Raw genomic sequence first — 21,290 nt, forward strand, 5'->3', positions numbered from 1 at the left:
CCCGTCGATCCCGGTAGCGCCGGGCCATGCCCGGCGGAGGCACCGCAGGCTTACAGCGCTTCCAGGCTGCAGCACGGCAGCGCAGGCAGGCCCTGACCCGCCACGGCCGCGGCCAGCTGCGCATCGGCACCGTCCACATCGATGCCCTGTCGTGCGTACCACGCCGGGTCGTAATAGCTCTGCGCGTAGCGCTCGCCACTGTCGCACAGGATGCTGACGATGCTGCCGTGGCGGCCGGCGTCGCGCATCCACTGCGCCGCCTGCAGCACACCGATGAAGTTGGTGCCGGTGGAGCCTCCCACGCGCCGACCGAGCTGCCGGCTGACGTGGCGCATGGCTGCCAGGCTCAATGCATCCGGCACCTTCACCATCGCATCGACGCTGGTTGGAATGAAGCTCGGCTCCACCCGCGGTCGGCCGATGCCTTCCACACGGGAGCCACCGCTGCAGGTCAGGTCACGCCACTGCTGCTCGCCCGCCACCGCCGCCTGGTAGCCCTCGAAGAACACCGAGATCTCCGGATCCGCGCAGAGGATGCGGGTGTCGTGCCGACGGTAGCTGACGTAGCGGCCCAGCGTGGCCGCAGTGCCGCCGGTGCCTGGGCTGCACACGATCCACTCGGGTACCGGGCTGGGCTCTTCGGCCATCTGCTTGAAGATGGACTCGGCGATGTTGTTGTTGGCGCGCCAGTCAGTGGCCCGTTCGGCGTAGGTGAACTGGTCCATGAAGTGACCGCCGGTTTCGCGCGCCAGCCGTTCCGATTCGCAGTTGAGATCACAGGCGCGCTCGACCAGGTGGCAGCGGCCACCATGGAATTCGATGGCAGCGATCTTTTCCGGAGAGGTCGTGGCCGGAATCACCGCGATGAAGGGCAACCCCAGCAGGCGTGCGAAATACGCTTCGGACACCGCGGTCGAGCCGCTCGACGCCTCGATCACCGGCCGCCCTTCGCGCAGCCAGCCGTTGGCCAGCGCGTACAGGAACAGCGAACGCGCCAAGCGGTGCTTGAGGCTGCCGGTGGGGTGGCTGGATTCATCCTTCAGGTAGACATCGATGCCTTCGAACCCGGGCAGCGCCATCGGGATCAGGTGGGTATCGGCGGACCGGTTGAAATCGGCTTCGATCTTGCGGATGGCCGCAGCCACCCAGGCGCGCTGGGACATGGAACGCCACTTCGGTGAGTACAGCTGCGCATTCTACTCCGCCCGCACCGCTGCAACGGGCGCCGCGGCCGCCCTGCACGGCCACGGCGCCTCCACTTCAGATCTTGAAATCGTCGTATGCGATCCGCTCTTCCGTCACCCCCAGCCGCTGCAGCAGCTGCCGGGTCGCGGCCAGCATCGGTGGTGGCCCGCACAGGTAGAACTCGCAGCCGGAAAGATCCGGATGCCGCTGCAGCAGATCCTCATGGATGGCGTCATGCACGCGCCGGCCAGTTCCCTGCCCGGACCAGACGGGATGCCAGCTGAAGTTCGCGTGCGCTGCCTGCAGGGCCTGCATCTGCGCCATGTAGGGGCAATCGCGATCGCTGCGGGCACCGTACCAGTAGTGGATGCGCTCCTGCCCTCCCTCGGAAAGCCGATGTTCGATCATCGCCCGCAGCGGCGCCATGCCGGCGCCGGCTCCGATGAAGATCTTTTCCCGGGACACGCCGCTGAGCGCGAAATCACCGAACGGTCCGCTGTAGCGGACGCGATCGCCGGGGCGCAACGCGTACAGATAGCTGGACCCTTTGCCCGGCGGATGCCGCTTGCCCTGCTGCCAGCCAGGGCTGAACCGGGCCAGCAGCACCAGGCGCCCCGCTTCGGCGGCAACCGGCATCGCCAGCGAGTACGAACGACGCACCGCCGCCTTGTTGTGCAGGGTTTCCGGCAGGGCCAACGGTGCCCAGTCCTGCCGGTGTTCGTCCGGATGCCAGAGCGCGGAACGGGGCAGCTCGTATTCGGGCACATGCAGCTGCAGGTAGCAGCCGGGTTGATAGAGTGCGTCGGCGGCGTGGTCCGGACGCAGGTGGATCTCGCGCAGGAACGGGGTCACCGCTTCGATCCGCTCGACCGTTGCCTCATGCTCGGTCCACAGGCTGGCACCGCCGGACACCTCGATCTCCATATCCGCCCCCACCTGCAGGTTGCAGGCGAGCCGGCAGCCGACCTTCAGCCGCGATCCGGCCAGGTGCGCCCGATCTGCGGCGGAAGGGGTTCCAGCCTGTCCACGGACCCGGACTTCGCACAATCCACAGCTCTGCCCGCCGCCGCAGTTGGAAGGCAGGTTCACGCCTTCGCGGGCCAGCGCCAGGTAGACACTGTCCCCCTGCGCCGCGGCCACGGTGCGCAGGTGCGTGCCTCCCGGGGCGAACACTGCCAACTGCCGGCGGCTGCGCCATCGATGTGGAACGAACTCATGCAGGCGGACGCTTGCCAGCAGCAGCCACGCGCCGGTCAAGGCCATCCACAGCCCCCCCAGCCCCATCCCCACCACCAGCGGATTGTTGAAGTTGGCCCGCGCCGCGTAGTCCATGATATGCAGCATCCAGAACACATCGAACAGCCGCCACGTCGCGGTGCGATGCTCGAGCACCTGTCCACTGTCGGCGGAGACGTAGACGGTGGTGTCCTGCGCATCACCGAAGTCCACCCGCCAGACCGGATCGGGATGGCTGCGCGTCTCCAGACTGTGCGCCAGATGCACCGGCACTGCGGGCACGCCCTGGCCACGGTAGGCGGCCTGCGCGACGCGCAGCGCGATCACCGGATCGATGGTGATGCGCCTGCCATCACGCGCATCGATCACTTCGGTGCCTTCCGCTGACTGCAGTCGATACACCGGCGTCTGCAGCAGCCAGCCGCTGTCCAGGGTCGCGGCCGGCCATCGTGCGGCTCGCAGTGCATCGGCCGGTGAGACGCTGTCTGCCGGCCATGCCGGGGGCGCCGGGGGCGCAGCCCGCTGCGAAGTGCCAGCGATCCGGTCCGGGTCAAGCAGGCTCATGCCCAGTCCACTGCCGAGCCAGACCAGGAACTGCAGTCCGACCAGCACCCCGATCCACCTGTGCAACCGGCGCAGCCACGGCGTCATGCGCGCCTCCTCTGGCCGAAGCTGTAGAACAGCAGCCACACGCCACTGAGACCGAATGCCAGCCCGATCACCGATGCGATGCGCAGCAGGCCATTGTTGACGTCGGTGCGCTGCTCGTAGTCCATGATGTGGAACATCCACAGGAAATCGAACCAGCGCCACAGGCTGTGCCGGCGCGCCAGCAGTTCACCGCTGTCCGGTGACAGGTACAGCGTGGTGCTTCCGCGGTCAGCGAAATGGACGGCCCACATCGGCACCGGTCGCGTCTTCACTTCCGACGGCGCACGGGTCACCCATTCCACCCGCGCGACCTCGCCTGCGCCCTGGTACAGCGCTGTGGCCAGCGCGATGGCGCCATCCCGGTCCAGCCGCGGCAGGCGCTCTCCACTGCGGGCATCGACCAGGAAGCGTTCCGGTCCGCGCTGGACGTCGTAGACCTCACGCTCCAGCAGCCGCTTGAGGCGGAGCGACTGCAGGCCGGGATAACGCGCGGCCAGCACATCGACACCGACCCGATCATGCGCCGGCGCCAGCGGTTCGCCACGGACATGCGCCAGGTGGTCGCCATGGATCACCTGCAGCGGCACCACGGTCATGTAGACCCCGCTGAGCATCCACAACAGCGCCTGCACACCGATCACCAGTCCGATCCATTTGTGGGCGCGGCGCGCCCAGAATGCGGGTTTCATCTACCTTCTCTCCCTTGCGGAGCACCCCCGCCGCAGGCGACGGGGGCGCGTGCGATCACCAGCGGTAGCCGATGCGTGCATACCAGCGACGACCGAGCAGGTCGTAGGTCATGGTGTCTGTGTTGGCGTCGGTATAGCTCTGGATGAACGGCGCCGAGCGATCAAAGACGTTGTCCACGCCCAGCGCCACATCCAGCGCCTTGCTGACCGCGTACCTGAGCTGGAGATTGTGATAGAACACCGATGGCGCATGATCACCGATGTCGCCACGCGCGGCATTGATGTCGTCGGCCCGGCCGATGTACTGGGTGGTCCAGGTACCGGACCATTGCCCACGGGACGCGTTCATCGACATCAGTCCACGCCACTTGGCATAGCTGCCACGGCCGCCGGTGATCCTGCCGGCATACGTGATCACCTCTGCTCCGGCATACGGGCGCACGTCATAACGCTGAAGGTAGGAGATGTCGGCACTGATGCTGGCGTCCATGCCCCACGGCTTGAACTCGTAGAGTGCGCCCAGGTCGTAGCCACTGACCTGTTCATCGGCCGTGTTCACCGGCTGCGACGACAGGTAGTTCACTTCGCCGGTGCGCGGGTCCCGGGTGAAGTTGCTGGCGTCGCAGAACGGATGCGCCAGCGAGGGAGTGTTGTAGCAGATGGCCAACTTGGTGGAACCGGCGATGCGCTGGATCGCGTTTTCGATGCGGATGCGGTAGTAGTCCAGGGTGAGCGTCAGCCCGGGTGCGAACGTGGGTGTCCACACCACCCCGGCGGTGAAGGAGGTCGCATCTTCCGGCTCGAGATCCGCATTGCCGCCGGACGTGGTCAGGATGGTGTTGCCCGGCTGCACGTAACCAGCCGGCACGCCATCGGCCTGGCAGTTCGCACGCACGATCGAGCTGGCCGGCAGTCCGCTCCAGCCACTGCAGGGGTCGGTGGTGGTGAGGTTGCCCTCGGACACGCCACCGAACAGTTCGGGGATGTTGGGAATGCGGAATGCCGTAGCATAGGTGCTGCGCAGCTTCAGCGAAGGGCTGACCTGCCAGTCCAGCCCGGCCTTGTAGTTGAAGTCGCGCCCGAACAGGTCGTAGTCGGACACGCGGCCGGCCAGGTTGAGGTACAGCGAATCTGCGATGACCGCGTCCTGCAGCAGCGGCACCGCCAGCTCCATGTACGCTTCCTTGGCCGTGTATCGCCCGGCGATCGGATCCTGCTGGTTGGTGTTGCCGATGCCGAGCACGGTCAACGGATCCGGATCACGCCAACCGCGCTCCCTGCGCACCTCCACGCCCGCGGCGAATCCAACCCAGCCTGCCGGCAGCTCGAAGATCTGCCCGCTGAGATTGGCGGTGAAGCTCTTCTGCTCGTTTCCGCCGGTATCGCGCGAGGTGTACAGGATGTAATCCAGCACGTCACGGCTCAGGTCCCCGTAGCCGAGATAGTCGCCGCAGGGAATCGCTGCGCCGGGCGCGGTACTGCACAGGGACCGGTCCAGCGTCTGGTCGACGCGATCGAGGTTGGCGACATTGTCCGAACCATCCACGCCGGTGTTGCGCCCCCAGTTGAAGGCCACCGACCAGTCCCAGCTGGTGCCGAACTGGCCTTTCAGGCCCGCTACCACCCGGTAGGTGTCGGTCTCCTGGAAGAAGTGGCGGGGACCGGCCTCTTCCAGGCGCCGGCGCTGCAGCAGCAGATCCTGCCCGGTGGGATTGGTCGGGTGATCAGCGGCGATGTTGATCGGCCGGTAGACGCCCAGTCCACCCGAGGTCGCCAGCTGCCTGGACTGGCGGTTGGTGTACATCGCTTCGATGAACGCACGCGTGCTGTCATTCAACTGGCTGTCGCCGAATACGCTCAGGCTGAGCCGCTCGATCGGGTTGACCGCGTTGAGCGTGGGATTGCCGTTGTAGTTGTGCTTGGCCGCCGAATAGGGCTCGTAGAAATCGCCGTCGCCCCCGGGCACCTGGTTGAAGTTGACCCGTCGGCCATCTGCCAGCAGTGCACGACCACCGATGGTGGACGAACTGCCGGAGCAGACCAGCCGGCCATCGGATTCGATCAGGCCGCAGGGCGCGCGCGAGGCCATGTTGACCGCTCCGCTGTCGAAGTAGCTGACCGCAGCCATCAGCGAGCCGCGTTCGCTGCTGACACCCCAGCTGACATCGACCGAGGTTTCCTCGCCGTCGCCCTGGCTGGTCTGGCCATAGCGCACCACCGCTTCGGCACCCTCGAATCCCTGCTTGGTGATGATGTTGACCACGCCAGCCACCGCATCGGCGCCATAGATTGCCGATGCACCGTCCTTGAGCACCTCCACGCGCTCGATCAGTGAGACCGGAATGACATTGAGGTCGACCGAACTGTTGGCGCCGGTGCCGCCATTGACGATGCGCCGGCCGTTGAGCAGGACCAGGGTCCGGTTGATGCCGAGACCGCGCAGATTGACCTGGGTGGTGCCGTAGCCGTTCTCGGCCCAGTACGCATTGCTCTGGCTGCCCGCGAACCCTGCCGAGGCCGGCAGGCGCTGCAGCAGGGTTTCCACCGAGGTGGCGCCGGAACGTTCGATGGCCTCGGCATCGACCACGCTCACCGGGCCGACGCCTGACAGCTGCGCGCGCTTGATGTGGCTGCCGGTCACCTGCACGGTATCCAGCGTGCGTGCCTTCGCATCGGGCGACTGCGCATCCTGCGCGGCGACGGAGTGGACAACGGAGACGCACAGCAGACTGCCGATGGCCGCAGCCATGGCATTGGACTTCAGATACATGTTCTCTCTCCCGCAGGAATACTGTCTCTGGGTGCCCCCGCCACGATTCGGGCAAAGGGACACGACGGCGTCATGTCGACGCGGGGACAGCCGCTCAGGCGATGGGAGGTCGGAATACGCGGGAAAGTTTGCTGGCAGGCAGGATCAGTGCCGGCAGCGCAATGTCCAGCGCGATGCGCGGATGGGCGCTGGGCAGCAGCAGCGATGGCATCGGAGGGTAGAGACTCAACAGGCAGCGGCAGTCGCAGCCGGCCGCATCGACACAGCTGCAGTGATCCTTGTGCACGTCGCCGGCGGCCACCGGCGCCTGATCATGGCGGGTGTGGCCCGACGCCGGTGCCGCGCTGCGCGGTGTTGCCTGGCAGCCCGCAATCGCCCGGCCCGCGGAGCCTGCAGCGTCCCCGCCAGGTAGCGCCATGCGCGTCCCCGCCCACGCTCCGAAGACACCTTCGAAGAGGAGCACGGCCATCAGCAGCAGCGGCAGCCATCGGCGGTAAGGCATGGGACCCCTGAAGACCCTCGGTTATTTGTATATACATACAATCATTAGCGCGGCAGGCAACGGGCTGTCAACCGCCCGCGACGATGCGCGGGCGTCTCGCCATCCCTGCCGGATTCCCCTGCGTCCCACTGCCGCGCCGTACTGCTCCGGTTGCAGGTATTTCACCCGGCGTTGCGGAAGCGCTCATCCCATTGCGGACGCACACCGATTATCCTGCGCTGCAACATGACCCGACGATCCCAGATCGACAACGAGGATGCAAGCGAAGTGCGGGTTCCGGCAACTGCCGGTTTCAGATGCAACTTCCAGCCACTCTCCGCGGGTCATTTCCCTCTACTGCTGACAGGACGCGAATCATGAGCCTTTCTTCCCTCCAACAGGTCCCCGGCGTCGCCGCCCAGGCCCCGGCCGAAACCACCGGCTTCGTGTTCAACCACACCATGCTGCGGGTGAAGGACATCACCGCCTCGCTGGACTTCTACACCCGCGTGCTGGGCTACCGGCTGATCGACAAGCGTGACTTCGCCGAAGCGCAGTTCAGCCTGTATTTCCTGGCCTACGTGCCGTCCGGCGCCGTGGTGCCGGAAGACGATGCCGAGCGCCGCCTGTGGATGGCCGGCCTGCCGGGCGTGCTGGAGCTGACCCACAACCACGGCACTGAAGCCCAGGATGGCCCGGTCTACCACGACGGCAACAGCGATCCGCGCGGCTTCGGCCACATCTGCGTCTCGGTGCCCGAGCTGGAAGCTGCCTGCCAGCGCTTCGAAGATCTGGGCGTGCCGTTCCAGAAGCGCCTGACCGACGGTCGCATGAAGAACATCGCCTTCATCAAGGACCCTGACGGCTACTGGGTGGAAATCATCGCCAACGCCTGATCCGGAAAGGGGCACAATTGCGCTGGCGCCAGGCCATGCCCGGCGGCCTTGCTCCGATATTCATCGCACGGGAAGCAGGCCGCGCTGCGCGCTCGCCGGGCGCGGCCCGGCGCTATCCACACTGTCCCCTTTTCTGTAGAGGTACGCATGGAAACTATGGAACTGCACCGCGGTCGATTGATCGATCACCTGCAGCTGGTGGTGCGCGACCTGCCGGCCAGCCGCCGCTTCTACCAGGCGGTGTTCGACACGATCGGCATTCCGGTTGCCGGCGAAGGGCCGGACTATTTCTGGGCTGACGAGCTGTTCATTTCCACCGCCAGCAGCGAAGCCGCTGCCGGCCAGCTGACCGGACGCCACCACCTGGCATTCCAGGCGCGCGATGCGGCGACCGTCGATGCGTTTCATGCTGCCGCCATCGCCGCTGGCGGCACCGACAACGGCGCACCGGGCGAGCGCCCCTATCATCCGGGCTACTACGGCGCGTTCGTGCTTGACCCGGATGGCAACAACATCGAGGTGGTCTATCACGGCCCGGCGCGCTACAGCGCCGATTCGGTGAAGGTGACGTTCTGATTCCACCGCTGCCGTGAACGAAGAAGCCGGGCAGTGCCCGGCTTCTTTTTTTCTACTGCGCCGGCGTCAATGCGCGGCCATGTAGATGTCCTGCAGCACGGCCTTTTCCAGCTCCAGCTCGCCCAGCAGATTCTTCACGATGTCGCCCAGGCTGAGGATGCCGACCAGGCGCGCGCCATCGGTGACCATCAGATGACGGCGCCGCGAGTACGTCATCAACGACATGGCCTGCTTCAGGGTGGCCTCCGGTGCGATGCCTTCCAGTCCCGTGGATGGCAAGGTGGAAATCACCCGGCGGCCGGCCTGCGGGCCATCGTCAGCCAGGGTACGCACGATGTCTTTCTCGGAGATGATGCCGACCGGCGCATCATCCTTCATCACCACCAGGGCAGCGATCCTGTTCGCGCTCATCTTGTGGGCGGCGGCACCGATGGTGTCTTCCGCATCGATGGTGATGACAGCTTCTTTCTTGGATTGCAGGAGTTCGCGGACGTTCATTCTTGTTTCCTGTTGCAGGTCACTGAAGTCAAAAAAGTGTGCTCTTCCGATTCGCCCCCTCCCCGGGAACAGACCTTTCAGCGCACGTCTGGCGCACCGGTCTGCCCATGGGAAATGCATCGGCAAGGCGAGGTGCTGCAACGCGAACGAGGCGGGTCCGGCAACGCAACCCGTATCTCGGTCGGCTCGATTCTACGACTGCGATCCTCGGTCACTACCGGCATCGATAGGACAGTACGTCGTGGGAACCTGCCGACGATCCAGAGAATGGCACTGCGGCTGAAACCGCCGCTGAACACACGCGGAGCTGCACGTTAAAGATTGATTGCCTGCTGCCGAGCGCGGACAGAACACCCTGCGGGTGTCCCACTTGGCGCTGTGAGCGGCGCAAACGAAAGGGGGCCACGCGGCCCCCTTCACCTGAAGCATCCCATGCAGCCGATGGCGGTTACTCCACCGTCACGCTCTTGGCCAGATTGCGCGGCTTGTCCACGTCGGTGCCACGCGCCAGTGCGGTGTGGTAGGCCAGCAGCTGCACCGGAATGGTATGCACCACCGGACTGAGCACACCCGCGTGGCGCGGCGTACGGATCACATGCACACCTTCGCTTTCGGAGAAGTTGCTGTCCTGGTCGGCGAACACGAACAGCTCGCCTCCCCGCGCGCGGACTTCCTGCATGTTGGACTTCACCTTCTCCAGCAGGCTGTCGTTGGGGGCGATCACCACCACCGGCATGTCCTCGTCCACCAGCGCCAGCGGACCGTGCTTGAGCTCGCCCGCCGGATACGCCTCGGCGTGGATATAGGAGATCTCCTTGAGCTTGAGCGAACCTTCCAGTGCGATCGGATAGTGCAGGCCACGACCCAGGAACAGCGCGTTGGATTTGCGCGCGAAGCGCTCGGCCCAGGCCGCGATCTGCGGCTCCAGGTTCAACGCGTGCTGCACGCTGCCCGGCAGGAAGCGCAGCTGCTCCAGATAGTCGGCCTCCTGTGCGGCATCGACGCGCCCATGCAGCTTGCCCAGCACCACGGTCAGCTGGAACAGCGCGGCCAGCTGGGTAGTGAATGCCTTGGTCGAGGCCACGCCGATCTCGGCACCGGCACGGGTATAGCAGACCAGTTCACTGGCACGCGGAATCGCGCTTTCCGGCACGTTGCAGATCGACAGCGTGTGTCGGTGGCCGAGCGACTTGGCGTACTTCAACGCCTCCATCGTGTCCAGCGTTTCGCCCGACTGGGAGATCGTCACCACCAGGTGCTTCGGGTTCGCATACGCCGCGCGGTACCGGTATTCGCTGGCGATCTCCACGCTGCACGGCAGGCCGGCGATGGACTCGATCCAGTAGCGCGCGGTCAGGCCGGCGTAGTAGCTGGTGCCACACGCCAGGATCTGCACGCCTTCGATGCCCGCCAGCACCGCCTCGGCATTCCTGCCGAACAGCTCGGCCGGGAAGCCACCGGCGTCGATCGCCGCCTCGATGGTGTCACCCAGCGCGCGCGGCTGCTCGTGGATTTCCTTCTGCATGAAATGGCGGTAAGGGCCAAGTTCCAGCGAGGCCAGCGACACGTCGGACAGGTGCACCTCGCGCTGTACCGGATGATCGTGCTCGTCGAAGATGCGCACACCCTCGCGGCGCACCTCGGCCGTGTCGCCCTCCTCCAGGAAGATCACCTTGCGGGTGGCCGAGATCACCGCCGAGACATCGGAGGCAACGAAATTCTCGCCCTCGCCCAGGCCGACCAGCAGCGGGCAGCCCATGCGTGCGCAGACGAAGCGCTCCGGCTCGGCACGGCTGACCACGGCCAGTGCATAGGCGCCGGTGAGTTCCTTCACGGTGCGCTGCAGCGCCACCAGCAGATCGTCACCGCTCTGCAGATGATGATGGATCAGGTGGGCGATCACTTCGGTGTCGGTCTGCGACTCGAAGGTGTAGCCCAGCGCGCGCAGCCGCTCGCGCTGTTCTTCATGGTTCTCGATGATGCCGTTGTGGACCAGGGCCACGCCCTGGCTGATGTGCGGATGCGCATTGGCCTCGGTGACGCCGCCATGGGTGGCCCAACGCGTATGGCCGATACCCAGCTGCGCATTGAACCCCTCGGCGGCGGCGGCCGCGGCCATCTCGGCGACCCGGCCGGTACGGCGGACGCGGTGCACGTCAGGTTGATCGGTCGCGTCGATCACCGCGATGCCTGAAGAATCGTAGCCGCGGTACTCCAGTCGCTTCAGACCTTCGATCAGCACCGGCACCACGTCGCGATCAGCGATCGCTCCCACGATTCCACACATGTCACGCATTTCCTTGAAGACGGTCGCGGCATTCTAGCGTGCGTGTCCGGTTTCCCCCTCCTGTCCGCTTAATGAATGTGTCCGCACAGGTGTCCGCGGACACCCGGACACCGCCACTCGAATTGCAAATCATTGATAAAAAAGGAAATAAAGTTGGCACGCAACGTGCTTGGTATGGATCACCACCGTCAGGCACGAACCCGATGATCCGCGACACTTCCGCCCAGGACCAGATCGTTTCCTCCACCCCGGCCCGCCCGACCGCCGCCGCCTGGCATCGCTACCGTTGGCCGGCACTGGGCAGCATCGCCCTGCTCGCCGGCATCGGCTGGGCCGTGTACGCCTGGGCAAACGCCAGCCGCTCGTTCGACAGCAGCCGGGTGCGCATCGCCGAAGTGCAACGTGGCGACCTGGTGCGTGACATCGCTGCCGACGGCCGTGTGATCGCCGCCAACAGCCCGGTGCTGTATGCGATCTCCGCCGGTACCGTGGACCTGAAGGTCGTGGCCGGCGACGTGGTCAAGAAGGGACAGGAGCTGGCGATCATCGACAGCCCGGAACTGCGCAGCAAGCTGGCCCAGGAACAGGCCACCCTGGCTGGCCTGGAAGCCGAGGCCAGCCGCGCCGCGCTGGACGCAACGCTGGCCCGCGCCAAGTCGCGCAAGGAAACCGATCAGGCCACCATCGAGCGCCAGGCTGCCGATCGCGACCTGCAACGCTACCAGCGCGGCTTCGACGGCGGTGCCGTGCCGCAGATCGACCTGGCCAAGGCCCAGGACAGCCTGAAGAAGGCCGACATCAGCCTTGCCAACGCCACCACCGATGCCCGCCTGCAGAGCCAGGGCGCCGACCTGGATGCACGCAACAAGCGGTTGCTGGCCGATCGCCAGAAGGCGGTGGTGGCCGAAGTGCAGCGCCAGGTCGATGCGCTGACCCTGCGCGCGCCGTTCGATGGCCAGGTGGGCCAGGTACAGGCCACCCAGTCCACCAACCTGGCGGCCAATGCGCCGGTGCTGGGCGTGGTGGACCTGTCCAAGTTCGAAGTCGAGATCAAGGTTCCGGAAAGCTTCGCTCGTGATCTGGCCATCGGCATGCCCGCACAGCTCACCGGCGGCAACGGCCAGCCGTTCCCGGGCGAGATCAGCGCGGTGTCGCCGGAAGTGGTGAACGGCGAGGTCAATGCCCGCGTGCGCTTCGCCGACAAGCAGCCCGAAGGCCTGCGCCAGAGCCAGCGCATGTCGGTCCGGGTGCTGCTGGATACCCGCAAGAACGTGCTGAAGGTCGAGCGCGGCCCGTTCGTCGAACAGGGCAACGGCGTGGCCTACGTGATGGATGGCCGCACGGCGGTGCGCCGTCCGGTGGAACTGGGCGTCAGCAGCCTGGGCGAAGTGGAAATCAAGTCGGGTGTGCAGCCGGGCGACCGTATCGTGGTCTCCGGCAGCGACCTGTTCAAGGACGCCGAACGCGTCTCCGTCAACTGATACATCCTGGAGAGAGGACACCCCATGTACATGCTCGAAATGCGTTCGGTCGCCAAGGTCTTCCGCACTGAACAGGTGGAAACCCATGCACTGCGCTCGCTGGAACTGCAGGTCAAGGAGGGCGAGTTCGTCGCCGTCACCGGTCCCTCCGGCTCCGGCAAGACCACCTTCCTCAACATCGCCGGCCTGCTGGAAACCTTCACCAGCGGCACCTACCTGCTTGATGGCGAGGATGTCAGCCAGCTCGGTGACGATGCGCGCAGCCGCCTGCGCAACCAGAAGATCGGCTTCATCTTCCAGGGCTTCAACCTGATTCCGGACCTGAACCTGTTCGACAACGTCGACGTGCCGCTTCGCTACCGCAAGATGAGTGCCGGCGAGCGCCGTGAGCGCATCGAGAAGGCGCTGACCCAGGTCGGCCTGGGCTCACGCATGAAGCACTACCCGAACGAACTGTCCGGCGGCCAGCAGCAGCGCGCGGCGATTGCCCGTGCCCTCGCCGGCAGCCCGCGCCTGCTGCTGGCCGACGAACCGACCGGCAACCTGGATACGCAGATGGCACGTGGCGTGATGGAGCTGCTGGAGGAAATCAACGCGGCCGGCACCACCATCGTCATGGTCACCCATGATCCGGAACTGGCCGCGCGTGCGCAGCGCAACGTGCACATCGTCGATGGCCAGGTCACCGACCTGGTGCGCGAGCCGGTGCTGGCCACCCCGCGCCGCATCGTCGCCGTCAACGAGTGAGGGCATGCCCATGTTCGCCTACTACGCTCGACTGGCGGTACGCAGCTTCCGCCGCAACAAGGTACTGACCGCGCTGATGGTGGTGGCCATCGCACTGGGCATCGGTGCCTCGATGACCACCCTGACCGTGTTCCATGTCCTGTCCGGCGATCCGATTCCGGAGAAGAGCGACCGCCTGTTCTACGCGCAGCTCGATCCGCGGCCGCGCTCCGGCTACCTGACGGACGAGGAGCCGGAAGGCCAGATGACGCGGTTCGACGCCGAAGCCCTGCTGCGCGAGAAGCGCGCCGTGCACCAGGCGATGATGAGTGGCGGCAGTGCCATCGTCGAGCCGGAGGGCAGCACCCTCAAGCCGTTCTCGGTGGATACGCGCTGGACCTCGGCGGACTTCTTCCCGATGTTCAACGTGCCGATGCAGTACGGCCGCGCCTGGTCTGCCAGCGACGACGATGCACACAGCCGCGTGGTGGTGCTGTCCAAGGCCATCAATGAAAAGCTGTTCCAGGGCGCCAACAGCGTGGGCCGGGAGATCCGCGTGAACAGCCAGTCGCTGCGCGTGATCGGCGTGATGAAGGAATGGAATCCCGAACCGCAGTTCTTCGACCTGACCACCGGTTCCTACGGCAAGGACGAGGACCTGCTGGTGCCGTTCTCCACCGCCATGGATCTGGATTTCGGCAACAACGGCAACATGAACTGCTTCCGCGACGGTGGCCCGGGCGGCGACAGCCACTCGCTCAGTGCGGCCTGCACCTGGATCCAGTACTGGGTCGAGCTGGAGCCGGGCAAGGTCGATGACTACCGTCGCTATCTGGTGAACTACTCCGACCAGCAGCGCGCTGCAGGCCGCTTCGAGCGTCCCGCCAATGTGCGCGTGCGCAGCGTCATGGAGTGGCTGGACTTCAACGGTGCGGTGCCCAGCGACGTGCGCCTGCAGATGTGGCTGGCGCTGGGCTTCCTGGGCGTGTGCCTGGTCAATACGGTCGGTCTGCTGCTGGCCAAATTCCTGCGCCGCAGCGGTGAGATCGGCGTGCGGCGTGCGCTGGGTGCCAGCCGTGGGCAGATCTTCCTGCAATGCCTGGTCGAAGCCGGTGCCATCGGCGTGGTCGGCGGTGTGCTCGGCATCGGCCTGGCCCTGATCGGTCTGGCCGCAGTGCGCAGGCAGCCGGTGGAGTACGCCCAGCTGGCCCATCTGGACGGCAGCATGCTGCTGCTCGCACTCGGCCTGACCCTGCTCGCCAGCCTGGCCGCCGGATTCCTTCCGGCCTGGCGTGCCATGCAGGTCACCCCCGCCATCCAGCTCAAGTCGCAGTAAGCACAAGGACACTGCCATGGATATCCGCCCCATCCTCAGCACGCTGCGCCGGCACAAGACCGCCGCTGCCCTGATCGTGCTGGAAATCGCGCTGACCTGCGCCATCGTCTGCAATGCGTTGTTCCTGGTCAGCCAGCGCGTGGAGAAGATCACCCAGCCCAGCGGCCTGGCCGAGAACGAACTGGTGATCGTCCGTACCAGCGGCATCGGCACCCAGACCAATGCCATGGCGCGTACCCAGGAAGACCTGGCCGCGCTGCGCGCCGTTCCCGGTGCGACCAGCGTGACCAAGGTCAACCAGCTGCCGTTCCGCCCCAGCTCGTCCAATACCAGCATCTCGCGCGAGCGCGACCAGGAACGGCCGACGACCTCGGCGACGCTGTACATGTTCAACGAAGGTGCGTTGTCCACCCTGGGCCTGCAGCTGGTGGCCGGCCGTGACTTCCTGCCCGGCGAGTACATCGACTTCGAGGACGCACGCAAGTCGGCCAGCACCACGCCGGACAAGGCATCGGCAGTGATCCTCAACCAGGCCGTGGCCGAGAAGATGTTTCCGGGCCAGAACCCGCTGGGCAAGACCTTCTACATGGGTCGGCAGGCGCTGCACGTGGTGGGCGTGGTTGCCCACCTCGCGCCGCCGACGGACTGGAACAACAACACCACCCTGTCGATGATCCTGCCGGTGCGCACCGACTTCGCCAGCGGCGGCCCGTACATGCTGCGCACCACGCCCGAACGCCGCGATGAAGTGCTGAAGGGTGCCCTGGCGGCTCTTGAACGCAACGATCCCAACCGCCTGGTGCGCGAGAAGCTCAGCTATGAGGACCAGCGCAACGACTACTTCAAGAACGACCGGGCGATGGTCGGGCTGCTGGTCACCGTATGCATCGCCCTGCTGGTGGTGACGGCGCTGGGCATCGTCGGCCTGGCCAGCTTCTGGGTGCAGCAGCGCAGCAAGCAGATCGGCATCCGCCGTGCGCTCGGTGCCACCCGCGGCCAGGTGCTGCGCTACTTCCAGACCGAGAACTTCCTGCTGGCCTCGCTGGGCATCGTGCTGGGCATGCTGGCGGCCTACGCCATCAATCTGTGGTTGATGAACATGTACGAGCTGCCTCGCATGCCGCTGCTGTACCTGCCGCTGGGTGCGGTGCTGCTGTGGGCACTGGGCCAGATCGCCGTGTTCGGCCCTGCGCGCCGGGCGGCCGCCGTGCCTCCGGCCGTCGCCACGCGGGGGGCCTGACATGCGCGCACCTTTCCTGGCGATGATGCTGATGCTGATGCTGATGCTGCCGCTGCCGGCCCTTGCCGGCAGCAGCAACCAGCAGACCATGAGCTGGCAGGACGACGGCGCCCATGTGGCGCTGGCGTCCTCGGGCGGCCACGTGCGGGTCGATGCGGCGCATCCGGAGGCGCGCTTCGGCGTGCGCCGTGGCGACCGCATCCTGCGCGTGGACGATACCGCCGTGCAGCAGGTCGACCAGCTGACAGCCGCGATGCAGGCCACCGACGCATCCAGCGTACGGCTGCTGCTGCAGCGCGATGGAAAGACGCTGACCGTGCCGGTGTCCCTGGCTGGCTGGCGGCCCCTGCTGTCACCGCCCACCGCACCACCACCGCCGCCGGCTCCGCCGCCGCCACGACGGTGATCCGGCACCGGCTGCAGGGCGGCAGCTTTTAGCTATGCTTGATGGGTGGCGCCGGCTCCTGCCGGCGCCCTGGAACCTACAGCTCTCTCCGGCGCTGCCCATCCCTTTTTCCAGAACCGGTCCATGCCCGCGATCCTCATCATCGACGACAACGCCAGCGTGGGCACCGCGCTGGACGTGCTGTTCTCCCTGCACGACATCGACACGCTGCAGGCACAGAGCCCGGCCGAAGGCCTGGCCCTGCTCGAATCGCAGCCGGTGGACCTGGTGATCCAGGACATGAACTTCAGCGAGGACACCACCTCCGGCGAGGAAGGCGAAGCCCTGTTCGCGCAGATCCGCGCACGCCACCCCGACCTGCCGGTGATCCTGCTGACCGCCTGGACCCATCTGAGCAGCGCGGTGGACCTGGTCAAGGCCGGCGCGGCCGATTACCTGGCCAAGCCCTGGGACGACCGCAAGCTGCTGACCACGGTCAACAACCTGCTGGAACTGTCCGAAGCACGTCGCGAACTGGACCGTCGGCGCGAACGCGAGCAGCGTCAGCGCGCCGCGCTGGAACAGAAGTACGACCTCAGTGGTGCCGTCTTCGCCGATCCCGCCAGTGAACGCGTGATCGCCCTGGCCTGCCAGGTCGCACGCTCCGAACTGCCGGTCCTGATCACCGGACCCAATGGCGCCGGCAAGGAGAAGATCGCGCAGATCATCCAGGCCAATTCGCTGGTGGCAAAGGGACCGTTCGTCACGGTCAACTGTGGTGCGCTGCCGTCCGAGCTGATCGAAGCCGAGCTGTTCGGCGCCGAGGCAGGTGCCTACACCGGTGCCAACAAGGCGCGCGAAGGCAAGTTCGAGGCGGCCGATGGAGGCACCCTGTTCCTGGATGAGATCGGCAACCTGTCGCTGGGCGGGCAGATGAAGCTACTGCGCGTGCTGGAGACCGGTCGCTTCGAGCGCCTGGGCTCCAACCGCGAACGCCAGGTCAAGGTACGCGTGGTCAGCGCCACCAATGCCGACCTGCCGGCGATGATCCGCGACGGCACGTTCCGCGAGGACCTGTACTACCGCCTCAACACCGTGGAGCTGGTGCTGCCGCCGCTGGCCGAGCGGCCCGGCGACATCCTGCCGCTGGCCGAACGCTTCCTGGCGGGCGGCAAGCCGTTGTCCAGCGCCGCCGCTGCCGCGTTGCAACGGCACCCGTGGCCGGGCAACGTGCGCGAACTGCGCAACGTGATCCAGCGCGCCGAGCTGCTGGCCACCGGCAACCGCATCGAAGTGACCGATCTCAACCTGCCACGCGCTCCGGCTGCGCCACGCCCGGCGCCGAGCGCCGGCAACGATCCGGACCGCACGCGCATCGAGGAGGTACTGGCGCGCAATCATGGGGTCATCGCGCAGGCGGCCGCCGAACTCGGTCTCAGCCGCCAGGCACTGTACCGGCGCATGGACCGCCACGGCATTCCGCGCGAATGAAGCGACGCTCGTTCACCTTCCGCCTGTTCCTGCGCCTGCTGCCGGTGCTGGCGCTGGCTGCCGCGCTGCCCTGGCTGCTGGCCTACTGGCTCGACCACGGCTGGGCGGTGGCCATCGTATCCACGGTGATCCTGCTTGCCCTGATGTGGTGGGCGCTGCGCCGCGCCACCGCACCGGTCCGCTCGCTGATGCGTGCGTTGTCCGGCACCACCAGCAGCTACCGCGATGGCGAGTACAACTTCGGCGTTCACTGGGAAGGCAACGACGAACTGGGTGACCTGGTGAAGGCACATCGCGAGCTGGGCGACGTGCTGCGCGAGCAGCGCCAGGGTCTGGTGCAACGCGAACTGCTGCTGGACACGATGGTGCAGAACACGCCCGTGGCGATGCTGCTGATCGCATCAGGCGGTGATGGCATCGCCCGTGTGGTGTTCTCCAACCTGGCTGCGCGCAAGCTGCTGCATGGTGGCTGGAAGCTGGAGGGCCAGCGCCTGGAGGAGGTGCTGGAGCAGGTGCCGGTGGAACTGCGCGACGCCATCGCCCGCGGCGGCGACAGCCTGTTCGCGGTGCAGGCCGAAGGCGAGGACGGCGACGAGGATGACGAGCAGGTCTACCATCTCTCGCGGCGCGCGTTCCATCTCAATGGACGGCCCCATGATCTGCTGCTGGTGCGTCTGCTCACCGCCGAGCTGCGCAGGCAGGAAGTCCAGACCTGGAAGAAGGTGATCCGGGTGATCAGCCACGAGCTGAACAATTCGCTGGCACCGATTGCCTCGCTGGCGCATTCCGGAGGGGAACTGGTCAAGCGTGAGCGGTTCGACCGCCTGCCGGAGATCTTCACCACCATCGAAGATCGCGCCCGCCACCTGGAGGGGTTCATCCGCGGATACGCACGCTTCGCCAAGCTGCCACAGCCCCAGCTGCAGACCGTGCACTGGGCCCCGTTCCTGTCCAGCCTGCGCCAGCAGATTCCGTTCGGCATGGAGCAGGAGCCGGACGAGGAGATGAGCAGCCGCATCGATATCGCGCAGTTCGGGCAGGCACTGCTGAACCTGCTGAAGAACGCGCACGAAGCCTGCGCGGAAGCCGATCCGCCCAACGATGACGTGCAGGTGCAGTTGACCCGCCTGCCCCAGTGGCTGCGTCTGGATGTGCTTGATCGCGGCAAAGGCATGAACGAGCAGGTACTGCAGAATGCGTTGATGCCGTTCTATTCGACCAAGCGCAACGGTACCGGGCTGGGACTGGCGCTGACCCGGGAGATCGTGGAGGCGCACGGTGGACGGGTGTCGCTGCAGAACCGCAGTGAGGGTGGGTTGTGTGTTTCGATCCTGCTGCCGGCGGGGTGAGGTGACGCTCCGGGAAGCGGAAGCGGCCGCTCCACTCGCCGGGCATGACCCGGCGCTGCCCGACATCATTGGCGAAGGCACCCCGGAACGACCTTCAGCCATCCATCGAAGACAGGACACGCCGCATCGCCACCCGTAGATGCATCGGAAACCCCAATGCGGCTTCCTCCGCCATCACGGCCTGCAGCCCGTCACCCCATTCCTCCTGCGCAAGCCCCACGAATCCCTCGCCGGCATAGAACGGCGCATTCCACGGCACGTCTGCCAGCGTCGTCAGCACCGCAGAGCGATAGCCCTGGGTCCTGGCCATTGCCAACGCGTGCCGCAGCAAAGCACGACCATGGCCACGACGCGCATGCGCCGGGTCCACATCCATCTGCAGCACATGGAATTCGCCGCACAGCCCGCCTGCCAGCAGGTAACCGGCGATGCCGCCGCCGTCGGCGTCATCCACCACCCACAGCTGGCCGCGCCGGAGGCCGTCCCGCAGCGCCTGCAGATCCAGGCCGTGGCCGGCGAACACCGGATAGGCTTCGTGGCCCTTCAGCAGTTCGCCGGCACGCTGTTCGATCGCCGGCAGCACGCCGAGCTCGTCGGCATGCGGAACCCGTGGCTCACGATTTCTTGACCGGCCGCTTCCAGCCATCGATGGTTTCCTGCCGTGCGCGTGCCAGCGTCAGCTTGCCGTCCGGCGCGGTGCGGGTGATGACCGAACCGGCGGCGATGGTGGCGCCCTCGCCGATCAGCACCGGCGCCACCAGCGAGCTGTTGGAACCGATGAAGGCATTGTCGCCGATGGTCGTGGTCGACTTGTTCACGCCGTCGTAGTTGCAGGTGATGGTGCCGGCGCCGATGTTCACCTTGCTGCCGATCACCGCATCGCCCAGATAGGTCAGGTGGTTGGCCTTGCTGCCCACGCCGAGGGTCACTTTCTTGGTCTCCACGAAGTTGCCTACGTGGACGCCATCGGCGAGCACGGTGCCCGGGCGCAACCGGGCGAACGGACCGACCGATGCGGCACCTTCGGTGACCACCCCTTCCAGGTCGCAGTGCGCGCGCACTTCGGTGCCCGGCCCGAGCGTCACGTCCTTGAGTCGATTGAACGGGCCGATGGTCACGCCATCTCCCAGCACCACCTTGCCCTCAAGAATGACATCGACATCGATGAGCACATCGCTGCCGACCGTCACGCTGCCGCGGATATCCAGCCGTGACGGGTCCAGCACGCGCGCGCCCTGCGCGCACAGCGCACGTACTGCGCGGCGCTGCCACGCGCGCTCGAGCTGCGCCAGCTGCCAGGGATCGTTCGCCCCTTCTGCTTCCTGCACATCGGCCACCAGTGCCATCTCGGCCGGGGTGAACTCACGGGCTGCAAAGGCAAATACGTCGGTCAGGTAGTACTCGCCCTGCGCGTTGCTGTTGGACAGCTGCGAGAGCCACCGGCGCAGCGCGGTCGATTCGGCGGTGATGATGCCGGTATTGATCGTGCGCACGCGCAGCTGGTCATCGCTGGCGTCCTTCTGTTCGACGATGGCGCCGACCCGGCCCTCGGCGTCGCGCAGCACGCGGCCATAACCGGTCGGGTCATCGACATCGGCCACAAGCACGGCCAGCCGGCCCGGCTGCGCCAGCAGGTCGCGCAGCGTCTGCGCGCGGATCAACGGCACATCGCCGTACAGCACCAGCACCTGCGCGGCGTCGGGCACCTGCGGCATCGCCTGCGCGACCGCGTGGCCGGTCCCCAGCTGCTGTGCCTGCTCGGCCCATTGCAGGTCGGTCTGGTCGGCGAAGTGGCGCCGCACTGCCTCGCCACCATGGCCATACACCACGTGGATCGCAGCGGGGTCCAGCTCGCGGGCGGCAGCGATGACATGCGCGAGCATCGGCTGCCCGGCGATCGGCTGCAGCACCTTCGGCAGCACCGACTTCATGCGCTTGCCGGCACCTGCGGCCAGGATGATCACGTGCAGGGGTTGGGTCATGGGGGGAATCCGTGGTTCGATGACACCGATT

Annotated in this window: 18 protein-coding genes; 9 read left to right on the top strand and 9 right to left on the bottom strand. The window is 66.5% G+C overall.

The window, feature by feature from the left end:
• Positions 1-50 precede the first annotated feature (50 nt).
• The 5 genes from N5J29_RS16765 to N5J29_RS16785 form a co-directional block, all read right to left on the bottom strand.
• Positions 51-1,163, bottom strand: coding sequence for a PLP-dependent cysteine synthase family protein (locus N5J29_RS16765; protein WP_164150644.1), 1,113 nt, complete (start codon positions 1,161-1,163; stop codon positions 51-53).
• Positions 1,164-1,260: 97 nt separating this feature from the next.
• Positions 1,261-3,072, bottom strand: a complete 1,812-nt coding sequence (locus N5J29_RS16770; protein ID WP_343168221.1) for a 2Fe-2S iron-sulfur cluster-binding protein — start codon at positions 3,070-3,072, stop codon at positions 1,261-1,263.
• Positions 3,069-3,761, bottom strand: a complete 693-nt coding sequence (locus N5J29_RS19280) for a PepSY domain-containing protein (RefSeq protein WP_164150640.1) — start codon at positions 3,759-3,761, stop codon at positions 3,069-3,071. The genes N5J29_RS16770 and N5J29_RS19280 overlap by 4 nt, the downstream gene beginning before the upstream one ends.
• A 55-nt stretch (positions 3,762-3,816) precedes the next feature.
• Positions 3,817-6,531 (bottom strand): TonB-dependent receptor, encoded by a 2,715-nt coding sequence (locus N5J29_RS16780; protein WP_111186214.1) that lies wholly within the window; start codon positions 6,529-6,531, stop codon positions 3,817-3,819.
• Between the two features lie 94 nt (positions 6,532-6,625).
• Positions 6,626-7,033, bottom strand: a complete 408-nt coding sequence (locus tag N5J29_RS16785) for a CopL family metal-binding regulatory protein (protein ID WP_053518715.1) — start codon at positions 7,031-7,033, stop codon at positions 6,626-6,628.
• A 356-nt stretch (positions 7,034-7,389) separates the two neighbouring features.
• On the opposite strand from N5J29_RS16785, the gene gloA reads away from it, so the two are divergent.
• Together gloA and N5J29_RS16795 are read left to right on the top strand one after the other, a co-directional pair.
• The gene (gene gloA / locus N5J29_RS16790) at positions 7,390-7,908 is read left to right on the top strand and encodes a lactoylglutathione lyase (RefSeq protein WP_053518716.1); all 519 of its coding nucleotides are present in this window, start codon (positions 7,390-7,392) and stop codon (positions 7,906-7,908) included.
• 147 nt (positions 7,909-8,055) lie between these two features.
• A complete protein-coding gene (locus N5J29_RS16795; RefSeq protein ID WP_053518717.1) occupies positions 8,056-8,484 on the top strand; it encodes a VOC family protein in 429 nt (142 codons plus the stop codon).
• Positions 8,485-8,550: 66 nt separating this feature from the next.
• Here the strand turns inward: N5J29_RS16795 and N5J29_RS16800 are convergent, their stop codons facing one another.
• Together N5J29_RS16800 and glmS are read right to left on the bottom strand one after the other, a co-directional pair.
• Positions 8,551-8,982, bottom strand: coding sequence for a CBS domain-containing protein (locus N5J29_RS16800; RefSeq protein WP_164150638.1), 432 nt, complete (start codon positions 8,980-8,982; stop codon positions 8,551-8,553).
• 448 nt (positions 8,983-9,430) lie between these two features.
• Entirely contained in the window at positions 9,431-11,269 is a 1,839-nt protein-coding gene (gene glmS / locus N5J29_RS16805; RefSeq protein WP_164150636.1) for a glutamine--fructose-6-phosphate transaminase (isomerizing), read from the bottom strand.
• 203 nt (positions 11,270-11,472) lie between these two features.
• Between glmS and N5J29_RS16810 the strand changes: the two genes are divergently transcribed.
• From N5J29_RS16810 to N5J29_RS16840, 7 genes are all read left to right on the top strand, one after another.
• Positions 11,473-12,750, top strand: a complete 1,278-nt coding sequence (locus N5J29_RS16810; protein ID WP_053518722.1) for an efflux RND transporter periplasmic adaptor subunit — start codon at positions 11,473-11,475, stop codon at positions 12,748-12,750.
• A 24-nt stretch (positions 12,751-12,774) separates the two neighbouring features.
• The gene (locus N5J29_RS16815) at positions 12,775-13,497 is read left to right on the top strand and encodes an ABC transporter ATP-binding protein (protein ID WP_053518723.1); all 723 of its coding nucleotides are present in this window, start codon (positions 12,775-12,777) and stop codon (positions 13,495-13,497) included.
• Between the two features lie 10 nt (positions 13,498-13,507).
• Positions 13,508-14,812: an ABC transporter permease gene (locus tag N5J29_RS16820; protein WP_053518747.1), complete on the top strand. Its 1,305-nt coding sequence runs from the start codon at positions 13,508-13,510 to the stop codon at positions 14,810-14,812.
• A 16-nt stretch (positions 14,813-14,828) separates the two neighbouring features.
• Entirely contained in the window at positions 14,829-16,052 is a 1,224-nt protein-coding gene (locus N5J29_RS16825; RefSeq protein ID WP_053518725.1) for an FtsX-like permease family protein, read from the top strand.
• 1 nt (position 16,053) lies between these two features.
• Positions 16,054-16,458, top strand: coding sequence for a PDZ domain-containing protein (locus N5J29_RS16830; RefSeq protein WP_239519742.1), 405 nt, complete (start codon positions 16,054-16,056; stop codon positions 16,456-16,458).
• 123 nt (positions 16,459-16,581) lie between these two features.
• Positions 16,582-17,928 carry a sigma-54 dependent transcriptional regulator gene (locus N5J29_RS16835; RefSeq protein WP_065181787.1) on the top strand — a complete coding sequence of 449 codons (1,347 nt, stop codon included), beginning with the start codon at positions 16,582-16,584 and terminating at the stop codon, positions 17,926-17,928.
• Entirely contained in the window at positions 17,925-19,277 is a 1,353-nt protein-coding gene (locus tag N5J29_RS16840) for an ATP-binding protein (protein ID WP_053518729.1), read from the top strand. The genes N5J29_RS16835 and N5J29_RS16840 overlap by 4 nt, the downstream gene beginning before the upstream one ends.
• Before the next feature lie 94 nt (positions 19,278-19,371).
• On the opposite strand, the gene N5J29_RS16845 is transcribed toward N5J29_RS16840, so the two are convergent.
• Entirely contained in the window at positions 19,372-19,923 is a 552-nt protein-coding gene (locus N5J29_RS16845; protein ID WP_164150634.1) for a GNAT family N-acetyltransferase, read from the bottom strand.
• On the bottom strand, positions 19,892-21,259 hold the full coding sequence (glmU, locus tag N5J29_RS16850; protein WP_065175197.1) for a bifunctional UDP-N-acetylglucosamine diphosphorylase/glucosamine-1-phosphate N-acetyltransferase GlmU: 1,368 nt from the start codon (positions 21,257-21,259) through the stop codon (positions 19,892-19,894). The genes N5J29_RS16845 and glmU overlap by 32 nt, the downstream gene beginning before the upstream one ends.
• Positions 21,260-21,290: the final 31 nt, after the last annotated feature.

Origin of the sequence: Stenotrophomonas sp. GD03680 (assembly GCF_029844625.1) — a bacterium.
Taxonomy (GTDB): Bacteria; Pseudomonadota; Gammaproteobacteria; order Xanthomonadales; family Xanthomonadaceae; genus Stenotrophomonas; species Stenotrophomonas maltophilia_P.

What these genes read in the sequence shown, in the direction of transcription:
- N5J29_RS16765 (WP_164150644.1), bottom strand. Translation starts at nt 1,163, where the DNA reads ATGTCCCAGCGCGCCTGGGTGGCTGCGGCCATCCGCAAGATCGAAGCC.
- N5J29_RS16770 (WP_343168221.1), bottom strand. Translation starts at nt 3,072, where the DNA reads ATGACGCCGTGGCTGCGCCGGTTGCACAGGTGGATCGGGGTGCTGGTC.
- N5J29_RS19280 (WP_164150640.1), bottom strand. Translation starts at nt 3,761, where the DNA reads ATGAAACCCGCATTCTGGGCGCGCCGCGCCCACAAATGGATCGGACTG.
- N5J29_RS16780 (WP_111186214.1), bottom strand. Translation starts at nt 6,531, where the DNA reads ATGTATCTGAAGTCCAATGCCATGGCTGCGGCCATCGGCAGTCTGCTG.
- N5J29_RS16785 (WP_053518715.1), bottom strand. Translation starts at nt 7,033, where the DNA reads ATGCCTTACCGCCGATGGCTGCCGCTGCTGCTGATGGCCGTGCTCCTC.
- gloA (WP_053518716.1), top strand. Translation starts at nt 7,390, where the DNA reads ATGAGCCTTTCTTCCCTCCAACAGGTCCCCGGCGTCGCCGCCCAGGCC.
- N5J29_RS16795 (WP_053518717.1), top strand. Translation starts at nt 8,056, where the DNA reads ATGGAAACTATGGAACTGCACCGCGGTCGATTGATCGATCACCTGCAG.
- N5J29_RS16800 (WP_164150638.1), bottom strand. Translation starts at nt 8,982, where the DNA reads ATGAACGTCCGCGAACTCCTGCAATCCAAGAAAGAAGCTGTCATCACC.
- glmS (WP_164150636.1), bottom strand. Translation starts at nt 11,269, where the DNA reads ATGTGTGGAATCGTGGGAGCGATCGCTGATCGCGACGTGGTGCCGGTG.
- N5J29_RS16810 (WP_053518722.1), top strand. Translation starts at nt 11,473, where the DNA reads ATGATCCGCGACACTTCCGCCCAGGACCAGATCGTTTCCTCCACCCCG.
- N5J29_RS16815 (WP_053518723.1), top strand. Translation starts at nt 12,775, where the DNA reads ATGTACATGCTCGAAATGCGTTCGGTCGCCAAGGTCTTCCGCACTGAA.
- N5J29_RS16820 (WP_053518747.1), top strand. Translation starts at nt 13,508, where the DNA reads ATGTTCGCCTACTACGCTCGACTGGCGGTACGCAGCTTCCGCCGCAAC.
- N5J29_RS16825 (WP_053518725.1), top strand. Translation starts at nt 14,829, where the DNA reads ATGGATATCCGCCCCATCCTCAGCACGCTGCGCCGGCACAAGACCGCC.
- N5J29_RS16830 (WP_239519742.1), top strand. Translation starts at nt 16,054, where the DNA reads ATGCGCGCACCTTTCCTGGCGATGATGCTGATGCTGATGCTGATGCTG.
- N5J29_RS16835 (WP_065181787.1), top strand. Translation starts at nt 16,582, where the DNA reads ATGCCCGCGATCCTCATCATCGACGACAACGCCAGCGTGGGCACCGCG.
- N5J29_RS16840 (WP_053518729.1), top strand. Translation starts at nt 17,925, where the DNA reads ATGAAGCGACGCTCGTTCACCTTCCGCCTGTTCCTGCGCCTGCTGCCG.
- N5J29_RS16845 (WP_164150634.1), bottom strand. Translation starts at nt 19,923, where the DNA reads ATGGCTGGAAGCGGCCGGTCAAGAAATCGTGAGCCACGGGTTCCGCAT.
- glmU (WP_065175197.1), bottom strand. Translation starts at nt 21,259, where the DNA reads ATGACCCAACCCCTGCACGTGATCATCCTGGCCGCAGGTGCCGGCAAG.